Origin of the sequence: Streptomyces triticirhizae (assembly GCF_003696235.1) — a bacterium.
Taxonomy (GTDB): domain Bacteria; phylum Actinomycetota; class Actinomycetes; order Streptomycetales; family Streptomycetaceae; genus Streptomyces; species Streptomyces triticirhizae.
This window is the reverse complement of sequence record NZ_RFFJ01000218.1, coordinates 1-9,307: the sequence shown is the minus strand read 5'-3', so window position 1 is coordinate 9,307 and position 9,307 is coordinate 1. Positions and strand designations below refer to the sequence as shown.

The 9,307-nt window shown below is 74.6% G+C and carries 8 protein-coding genes and 1 rRNA gene; 5 read left to right on the top strand and 4 right to left on the bottom strand.

The genetic code is table 11. From position 1 onward, the window contains the following. From mtrB to mtnA, 3 genes are all read right to left on the bottom strand, one after another. A partial coding sequence (mtrB, locus tag EBN88_RS25845; RefSeq protein WP_147472847.1) for an MtrAB system histidine kinase MtrB occupies positions 1–1,619 on the bottom strand: 1,619 nt, incomplete at its 3' end. Positions 1,620–1,740: 121 nt separating this feature from the next. Continuing rightward, the gene (mtrA, locus tag EBN88_RS25840) at positions 1,741–2,418 is read right to left on the bottom strand and encodes a two-component system response regulator MtrA (RefSeq protein ID WP_122399469.1); all 678 of its coding nucleotides are present in this window, start codon (positions 2,416–2,418) and stop codon (positions 1,741–1,743) included. Next, the gene (gene mtnA / locus EBN88_RS25835; protein WP_122399468.1) at positions 2,415–3,509 is read right to left on the bottom strand and encodes an S-methyl-5-thioribose-1-phosphate isomerase; all 1,095 of its coding nucleotides are present in this window, start codon (positions 3,507–3,509) and stop codon (positions 2,415–2,417) included. Before mtnA ends, mtrA begins: the two co-directional genes overlap by 4 nt. A 404-nt stretch (positions 3,510–3,913) precedes the next feature. Here mtnA and EBN88_RS25830 point away from each other — a divergent pair, with 404 nt between their 5' ends. Genes EBN88_RS25830 through EBN88_RS25810 form a run of 5 tightly spaced genes read left to right on the top strand, consistent with a single transcriptional unit; the run spans position 3,914 to position 9,085 of the window. Next, positions 3,914–4,903 (top strand): hypothetical protein, encoded by a 990-nt coding sequence (locus tag EBN88_RS25830; RefSeq protein WP_325052784.1) that lies wholly within the window; start codon positions 3,914–3,916, stop codon positions 4,901–4,903. A gap of 3 nt (positions 4,904–4,906) precedes the next feature. After that, entirely contained in the window at positions 4,907–5,563 is a 657-nt protein-coding gene (locus EBN88_RS25825; protein ID WP_122399466.1) for a DUF4129 domain-containing protein, read from the top strand. Beyond that, positions 5,560–6,813: a DUF4350 domain-containing protein gene (locus EBN88_RS25820; RefSeq protein ID WP_122399465.1), complete on the top strand. Its 1,254-nt coding sequence runs from the start codon at positions 5,560–5,562 to the stop codon at positions 6,811–6,813. The genes EBN88_RS25825 and EBN88_RS25820 overlap by 4 nt, the downstream gene beginning before the upstream one ends. Continuing rightward, complete coding sequence (locus EBN88_RS25815) at positions 6,810–7,778, top strand: AAA family ATPase (RefSeq protein WP_122399464.1); 969 nt, start codon at positions 6,810–6,812, stop codon at positions 7,776–7,778. The genes EBN88_RS25820 and EBN88_RS25815 overlap by 4 nt, the downstream gene beginning before the upstream one ends. Then, positions 7,778–9,085, top strand: a complete 1,308-nt coding sequence (locus EBN88_RS25810) for a DUF58 domain-containing protein (protein WP_122399463.1) — start codon at positions 7,778–7,780, stop codon at positions 9,083–9,085. Before EBN88_RS25815 ends, EBN88_RS25810 begins: the two co-directional genes overlap by 1 nt. 93 nt (positions 9,086–9,178) lie before the next feature. Here EBN88_RS25810 and rrf read toward each other — a convergent pair. Continuing rightward, positions 9,179–9,295: ribosomal RNA gene (gene rrf, locus EBN88_RS25805) — 5S ribosomal RNA — on the bottom strand. Between the last annotated feature and the right edge of the window lie 12 nt (positions 9,296–9,307).

The following is a 9,307-nucleotide window of genomic DNA, read 5'->3' as shown; positions in this document are numbered from 1 at the left end:
CGGGCCGCCGCCACCGCGCCGGCCCGCAGCGCCCGACGCGCCTGCGAGTCGTCCGGCTCAAGCGGCAGCGGCGAACGGCGCGGCCGCCCGCCCACCGTGCACGGCAGCGTCAGCCGGAACTGCGCCCCGCCGCCCGGCTCGCCCCACGCCTCCAGCAGCCCGCCGTGCAGCCGCGCGTCCTCCATCGCGATGGACAGCCCCAGGCCGGTGCCGCCCGTGGTCCGCGCCCGCGCCGGGTCGGCCCGCCAGAACCGGTTGAAGACGCGCTCCGCCTCCCCCGGCCGCAGCCCGATGCCGTAGTCCCGCACCGCGATCGCCACCGCCTGGCCGTCCCTGCCGGCCGCCAGCCGCACCACCACGTCCCGGCCCTCGCCGTGCTCGATCGCGTTGACCACCAGGTTCCGCAGCACCCGCTCGATGCGGCGCGGGTCGACCTCGGCCACCACCGGCGTGCCGTCGCCGCGCACCACCAGCCGGCCGCCCTTCCGCTCGGCCAGCGGCTCGGCGCCCTCGACCACCCGGTGCACCACGTCCCGCAGGTCCGTCGGCTCCGCCTCCAGATGCGCCGCGCCCGCGTCGAACCTGCTGATCTCCAACAGGTCGGCCAGCAGCGACTCGAACCGGTCCAGCTGGCTCAGCAGCAGCTCCGCCGAACGCGCCGTCGCCGGCTCGAAGTCGCCCCGCGCCTCGTGGATCAGGTCGGCCGCCATCCGCACCGTCGTCAACGGCGTCCGCAGCTCGTGCGAGACGTCCGAGACGAAGCGGCGCTGCATCCGCGACAGCTCCTCCAGCTGCTGGATCTGCGTCTGGAGGTTGCGCGCCATCTTGTTGAACGACTCCCCGAGCCGCGCGATGTCGTCCTCGCCGCTGACCTTCATCCGCTCCTGGAGGCGCCCCGCCGCCAGCCGTTCCGCGATCCTGGCCGCCATCCGCACCGGGGTCACCACCTGCCGCACCACCAGCCAGGCGATCGCGCCCAGCAGCGCCACCAGGAACAGCCCGGCCGTGGCCAGGGTCCCGGTGACCAGGCTCAGCGACTTCTCCTCCTGAGTGAAGGGGAAGAGGTAGTACAGCTGGTACTGGTTGCCCTCGTTGTCCGGCAGCCGCTTGCCGATGATCAGCGCGGCCTCGGTCTCGCCGTTCTCCCGCACCACCGTGCCGTACTGCCGGTGGGTCGCCGAGTGCCGGTCCACGGCCTCCCGCATCTCGGGCGAGACGCTCTCCGCCGCCTCGATGTCGCCCATGGAGCGGGTGCCGCGCGGCGGCGCCGGGCTCTCGTCCGAGCCGAACAGCGGCGACAGGTCCGAGCTGAGCGCGACCACGTAGTACACGCCCTGCCCGCCGCTGGCCAACTGCTCCACGATGTTGTTGAGCCAGGTGCTGGTGTCGACGGCCTGCCCGGTGCCGGTGTCGCCCCGCTCGTCGGCGTCAACGGCCAGGTCCTCGGCGACCGCGAAGCCGCCCTCGGCCTGGCTCTGCGCCGTCTGCCGCTTCGCCTCCAGCAGCCCGTTGCGGACCTGGCCGACCACGACCACGCCCAGCACCAGCACCACCGCGAGCGACAGCAGCAGCGTGGAGACGACCACCCGCAGCTGGATGTTCCGCCGCCACAGCCGCATCACCGACAGCAGCGGGCCGCGCGCCACCCGGCCGAAAATCCGGATGGCTGGCTGCGCCCGGCCGCTGTTCGCCCCTTCGGACAACAGCCGGGAGCCGTGCCACCACACCCGGTCCGACACCTCAGCTCGATCCGGCCTTGTAGCCCACGCCGCGCACCGTCACCACGATCTCGGGACGCTCCGGGTCCCGCTCGACCTTCGAACGCAGCCGCTGCACATGGACGTTGACCAGCCGGGTGTCCGCCGCGTGCCGGTACCCCCACACCTGCTCCAGCAGCACCTCACGGGTGAACACCTGCCACGGCTTGCGGGCCAGCGCGACCAGCAGGTCGAACTCCAGCGGCGTCAGCGAGATCGTCTGGCTGCCGCGCTTCACCGAGTGCCCGGCGACGTCGATCACCAGGTCCCCGATGGCCAGCTGCTCGGGCGCCGGCTCCTCGGAACGCCGCAGCCGCGCCCGGATGCGGGCGATCAGCTCCTTCGGCTTGAAGGGCTTGACGATGTAGTCGTCGGCGCCCGACTCAAGACCCACCACCACGTCAACGGTGTCGCTCTTCGCCGTCAACATGACGATCGGCACCCCGGACTCGCCCCGGATCAGCCGGCACACCTCGATGCCGTCCCGACCGGGAAGCATCAGGTCCAACAGCACGAGATCCGGCTTGATCTCCCGGAAGGCCGCCAGCGCCTTGTCGCCATCCGCCACGAACGACGGCTCAAACCCCTCCCCACGCAGCACGATGCCCAGCATCTCCGCCAGCGCGGTGTCGTCATCGACGACGAGTACGCGTCCCTTCATGCGTCCATCATCCCATTGCCCGATGGCGACTCATATGAACGTGATCTGGAACACACTTCCGCCAGCCGGCCGTGATCCACCGGCGTCACCACACCACGGTCCGTGACGATCGCCGTCACCAGCTCCGGAGGCGTCACATCGAACGCCGGGTTGTACGCCTGCGCCCCCACCGGCGCCACCGGCACCCCCGGCGCCAACTCCGTCACCTCGTGCCCGGACCGCTGCTCGATCCGGATCGCCGCCCCGTCCGGCGTCGACAGGTCCACCGTGCTCACCGGCGCCACCACCACGAACGGCACCCCGTGATGGCCCGCCAACACCGCCAGACCGTAGGTCCCCACCTTGTTCGCCACCGAGCCGTCGGCCGCGATCCGGTCCGCCCCCACCAGCACCGCGTCCACCTCGCCCGCCGCGAACAACGACCCGGCCGCGCCGTCCACCTGCACCGTGTACGGCATCCCCTCCCGCGCCGCCTCCCACGCCGTCAGCCGCGCGCCCTGCAACAGCGGCCGCGTCTCGTCCACCCACAGCCGCCGCAGCTCACCCGCGAGATGCGCCGCCCGCGCCACCGCGAACGCCGTTCCGCCCCCCACCGACACCAACGCGCCCGTGTTGCAGTGCGTCAACAGCCGATAGCGGCCGCCCGGCAGCAGCTCGCCCAGCAGCTCCCGGCCCAGCCGCGCCATCCGCTCGCTGTCCTCGACGTCCTCCTGGTGCAGCGCCCGCGCCTCCGCCAGCGCGGCCGCCGCCGCCACCTCGCCCGCGCCGCCCGCCGCCTCGAACGCCGCCACCGCGCGCCGCACCCCGTACCCGAGGTTCACCGCCGTCGGCCGCGCCTCGGCCAGCAGCCGCGCCGCCTCCCGCACGTCGAAGCCGCGCGCCGCCGCCAACGCGACGCCATACGCCCCCGCCACACCCAGCACCGGCGCCCCCCGCACCGCCAGCGACTGAATGGCCGCCACCAGACCGGGAACGTCCGTGACCGTCAACTCCACCTCCTCCGAGGGCAGTCGGGTCTGGTCCAACAGCAACAACACGGGGCCCTCGGGCGGCTCCGCCCAGCGCAGGGTGGGGACTCTGAGATCAGCCATTGACCCAGTCTGCCGCCCGACCCCCGCCGTGAGAAGGCGCGACCGCGCCACGAACTCCGCCGGCCCCACCGCGCCACCGCCATGGCACGATGGGCGCCAGGACCACGGCGGGACCGGCACACGGCCGCAGGGGTAACCCCCAGAAAACCGTTCGACACGTTCGACGCGCACGACACGTCCGACAGACGTTCGACAAGGGAGCAACCGTGAGCGACAAGCCGGGCTGGACCTCGCCCGGATCTCCGTCCCCCGGCCCGGACAACGGGCCCCCGCAGCAGCCCGGCGGCCAGCCCACCGGCCAGCCCGGCGGACCACCCCAGGGCTGGGGCGGACCACCACCCGGCTGGACCGGGCCGCCACCCGGTCGGGGCGGGCCACCCCCCGGCTGGGGCGGACGGGGACCCATGCCCCTGGCACCCAAGCCGGGCGTCGTTCCGCTGCGCCCCCTCACCCTCGGCGAACTCTTCGACGGCGCCGTCTCCACCGCCCGCGCCCACTGGCGCACCGTGCTGGTCATCAGCCTCGGCATCGCCATCGTCACCCAGGTCGTCGCCACCCTCGCGATGCGCCTGTGGCTCAGCGACAGCGAGGGCCTCGCCGCCCTGGAGGACAACCCCAACCCCACCGACGAGGAACTGCGCCAAGCCCTCGGCGACATCCTGGCGTTCAGCTCCGTCACCGGCATCGTCACCCTCCTCGGCAGCGTCCTGGCCACCGCCATGCTGACCATCGTCGTCAGCCGCGCCGTCCTCGGCCGCGACGTCACCCTCGCCGAGGCGTGGGCCGACTCCCGCAGCCGACTGCTGCGCCTGCTCGGCGTCGTGCTGCTCGTTCCGCTCCTCGCCGTCCTCGCCGTCGCCGTCCCCGGCCTGGTCCTCGCCCTCAGCGGCATCCCGGCCCTCGCCGTCCTCGGCCTCCTCGGCGGCTTCGTCCTCGCCGTCTGGCTCTACGTCAGGCTCTCCCTCGCCGCCCCCGCGCTGATGCTCGAACGCCAGGGCGTCATCGCCTCCCTGCGCCGCTCGGCCAAGCTCGTCGAGGGCACCTGGTGGCGGATCTTCGGCATCCAACTCCTCATGCTGCTCCTGGTGGTCGTCGTCAGCGGCATCATCGAGTTCCCCGCCGCCGCCATCGCCGGCTTCATCGACGGCAGCGGCACCGACTCCCTCACCGGCGGCATGAGCGATCTGACCTGGACCTATCTGATCCTCTCCGGCATCGGCGCGGTCATCGCCGCCACCATCACCCTCCCCATCAGCGCCGGCGTCACCGCACTGCTCTACATCGACCAGCGCATCCGCCGCGAGGCCCTCGACCTCGAACTCGCCCGCGCCGCCGGCCTCACCCGGAACGAGGGCTCCCCCGACCACCCCGACCACCCCGACCCGGAGCGTTGACCCATGCGTTCGGCGGACGAGGTGGGCCCCCCGCTCACCGTGCCCAGAGACCCGGCCAGGGAGGCCGCCGAACGCGAACTCTCCCAACACCTCTACACCCGCCACGAGCCAGGCCCGGTCCGCCGGGCCTGGAACTGGCTCTGGGAACGCCTCTTCGGCGCCCTGGAGTCGGCCGCCTTCCACACCCCAGGCGGCTGGCTCGGCCTCCTCGTCATCCTGCTGATCCTCGCCGCCGTGCTCCTCGCCATCCGCCTCCGCCTCGGCGCCCTGCGCACCGCCGCCGGCCCCAGCGCCGCCGGCGCCCTGTTCGCCGAACGCCCCCGCAGCGCCGCCGAACACCGCGCCGCAGCCGAGGAACACGCCGCCGCCGGCCGCTGGGCCCCCGCCGTCCGCGAACGGATGCGCGCCATCGTCCGCGCCCTGGAAGAACGCGCCCTCCTCGACCCGCGCCCCGGCCGCACCGCAACCGAGGCCGCCGCCGAGGCCGCCCGCGCCCTCCCCGACCTCGCCGCCCAACTCCACGACGCCGCCGCCCTCTTCGACGCCGTCGCCTACGGCGAGCACCCCGCCACCGCCGCCGACCACGCCCAACTCGCCGCCCTCGACGAGGCCCAACGCCGCGCCACTCCCGACCTCACCGCCGCCTGGACCGCACCATGACGGCACCCGAAGCGACCAACGCGACCGGCACCGCCGTCTCCCCCGACGCCCGCCACCTCCTGCGCCGCGCCCGGCCCCTGGCCATCGGCGCCGTCGCCCTGGTCCTCGCCGGCCTCCTCCTCGCCGTCCTCAACTCCGGAGACAGCGGCACCCTCGACCCCCGCTCCACCGTCCCCGGCGGCAGCCGCGCCGTCGCCGAACTCCTCGCCGACCACGGCGTCACCACCACCCTCGCCGGCACCGCCGCCGAGGCCGCCCAGGCCACGGCGGCCACCGGCCCCGACACCACCCTCCTCGTCGCCCGGCCCGAGGCGCTCACCCCCACCGCCCGCGCCACGCTCCGCGACGCCGCCCAACGCGCCGGCGCCCGCACCGTGTTGCTCGCCCCAGGCCCCGAGGCCACCGCCGCGTTCGCCCCCAGCGCCACCGTCGCCCCACCCGTCGAGGCCGACGAACGCGCCCCAAGCTGCGACTGGCCCACCGCCCAACGCGCCGGCTCCGCCCGCCTCGGCGGCTACCGCTACGCGCTCCCCGATGGCACCACCGACGCCGTCTCCTGCTACCCGGCCGAGGGCACCGCGACCCTGGTCACCCTCCCCGCCGACACCCCCGAAGGCACCGGCGAGACCGTGCTGCTCGGCTCCCCCGACCTCCTCACCAACGACCACCTCGACGAGGCCGGCAACGCCTCCCTCGCCCTCCAACTCCTCGGCGCCCACCCGAACCTCGTCTGGTACCTCCCCACCGGCGCCGAGGCCCCCGCCGACGCCGACCGGCGCACCGTCAGCGAACTGCTCCCCGACGGCTGGCGCTGGGCCGCCCTCCAACTCGCCGTCGCCGCCGCCCTCGCCGCCCTCTGGCGCGCCCGCCGCCTCGGCCCCGTCCTCACCGAACCGCTGCCCGTCACCGTTCCCGCCGCCGAGACCACCGAGGGCCGCGCCCGGCTCTACCACCAGACCCACGCCACCGCCCAGGCCGCCGACGCGCTCCGCACCGCCACCCGCACCCGCCTCGCCCCCGCCGTCGGCATCCCACCCGCCGACACCCACAGCCCCGAGGCCCTGCCGCCGGCCGTCGCCGCCCACGCAGGCACCAGCCCGACGGCCGTCCACGCCCTGCTGTTCGGCCCCGCACCCGAGGACGACCGCGCCCTGGTGCGGCTCGCCGACGAACTCGACGCCCTCGAACGCCGCGTCACCGACCACCCCCCGACCACCGAACCCCCGACAGGCGAGGAGCTAAGCACGTGACCGCCGCCCCATCAGCCGAAGCCCCGCACGCGGTCCTCGAAGCCCTGCGCGCCGAGATCGGCAAGGCCGTCGTCGGCCAGGACGCCGCCGTCACCGGACTGGTGGTCGCCCTGCTCTGCCGAGGCCACGTCCTCCTCGAAGGCGTCCCGGGCGTCGCCAAGACCCTCCTCGTCCGCACCCTGGCCACCGCGCTCGAACTCGACACCAAGCGCGTCCAGTTCACCCCCGACCTGATGCCCAGCGACGTCACCGGCTCCCTCGTCTACGACACCCGCAGCGCCGAGTTCTCCTTCCAGCCGGGACCGGTCTTCACCAACCTGCTGCTCGCCGACGAGATCAACCGCACCCCGCCCAAGACCCAGGCCGCGCTGCTGGAGGCCATGGAGGAACGCCAGGTCACCGTGGACGGCGTCCCCCGCCCGCTGCCCGACCCGTTCATGGTCGCCGCCACCCAGAACCCCATCGAGTACGAGGGCACCTATCCCCTCCCCGAGGCCCAACTCGACCGCTTCCTACTGAAGTTGACCCTCCCGCTGCCCACCCGCGAGCAGGAGGTCGACGTCCTCACCCGGCACGCCTCCGGCTTCGACCCCCGCGACCTGGCCGCCGCCGGCGTCCGCCCCGTCGCCGGCCCCGCCGACCTGGAGAACGCGCGCGCCGCCGTCGCCAAGGTCGCCGTCTCCCCCGAGATCGCCGGCTATGTCGTGGACCTCTGCCGCGCCACCCGCGACTCGCCCTCCCTCGCCCTGGGCACCTCGCCCCGGGGCGCCACGGCCCTGATGGCCACCGCCCGCGCCTGGGCCTGGCTCTCCGGCCGCGACTACGTCACCCCCGACGACGTCAAGGCCCTCGCCCTGCCCACCCTCCGCCACCGCGTCAGGCCACGCCCCGAGGTCGAGATGGAGGGTGTCACCCCCGACCGCGTCCTCACCGGCCTGCTCGCCCGCGTCCCGGTCCCCCGCTGATGGCGCTCACCGGCCGCACCGCGCTCGTCGCGGCCCTCGGCACCCTGGTCGTCGGCCTCCTGCCCGGCTGGCACGGCGTGCTCGCCGTCCTGCTGCCGCTGCTCGCGGCCGTCGGCTACGACCTGGCCCTGGCCGCCCCGGTCCGCACCCTCCGCCTGGCCCGCGACGGCGACACCTCCGCCCGCCTCGGCGAGACCGCGGAGGTGCGCCTCACCGTCACCAACCCCGCCGGCCGGCCGCTCCGCGCCGAGCTGCGCGACGCCTGGCCGCCCAGCGCCTGGCAACCCGGCGCCGCCTATGCCGCCGCGCGCCACCGCCTCACCGTCCCGGCCCGCGAACGCCGGCGGATCACCACCACCCTCCACCCGACCCGCAGGGGCGACCACCGCGCGGCCCGGGTGACGATCCGCTCCCACGGCCCGCTGGGCCTGGCCGCCCGCCAGGGCAGCCACGAGGTGCCGTGGACCGTCCGGGTGCTGCCCCCGTTCACCAGCCGCCGCCACCTTCCGGCCAAGCTGGCGCGGCTGCGTGAACTCGACGGCCGCACCACCGTGTTGACCCGGGGCGAGGGCACCGAGTTCGACAGCCTCAGGGACTACGTCCCCGGCGACGACGTCCGCTCCATCGACTGGCGCGCCACCGCCCGCCAGTCCGCCGTCGCCGTCCGCACCTGGCGCCCGGAGCGCGACCGCCATCTGCTGCTCGTCCTGGACACCGGCCGCACCTCGGCCGGCCGGGTCGGCGACATCCCCCGCCTCGACGCGTCCATGGACGCCGCCCTGCTGCTGACCGCCCTGGCCACCCGCGCCGGCGACCGCGTCGACCTGCTCGCCTTCGACCGCGAACCCCGCGCCTCGGTCCGTGGCCGCACCGGCGGCGATGTCCTGCCCGCGACGGTCGCCGCGCTGGCGCCCCTGGAGCCACGGCTGGTGGAGACCGACACCTCGGCCCTCGCCGCCACGGCCCTCGCCCGCGCCCCACGGCGCTCCCTGCTGGTCCTCTTCACCGGCCTGGACGCCGCCCCCGTCGAGGCCGGACTCCTCCCGGTGCTCCCCCGGCTGACGGAACGCCACACCGTGCTGGTCGCCGCCGTCAGCGACCCCCACATCGCCGAACTCGCCGCGCGCCGGGGCACCGTGACCGCCGTCTACGAGGCGGCCGCCGCCGCCCGCCACCAGGCGGAACGCCAACGGACCGCGCAACGCCTCCGCGCCCTGGGCGTCACCGTCGTCGACGCCACCCCCACCGCCCTGGCCCCGGCCCTCGCCGACGCCTACCTGGCCCTGAAGACCTCGGGCCGGCTCTGAGGAGCCCGACGGCCCCACAGAAACGCAGAAATGGTTGATGGGGACTACCAAGACTCTCGTCTCGATAATCCCCATCAACCATCTTCAATAACTGTCCGGCGGTGTCCTACTCTCCCACACGGTCCCCCATGCAGTACCATCGGCGCTGGAAAGCTTAGCTTCCGGGTTCGGAATGTAACCGGGCGTTTCCTTCCCGCCATGACCACCGGAACCCAAAACAGG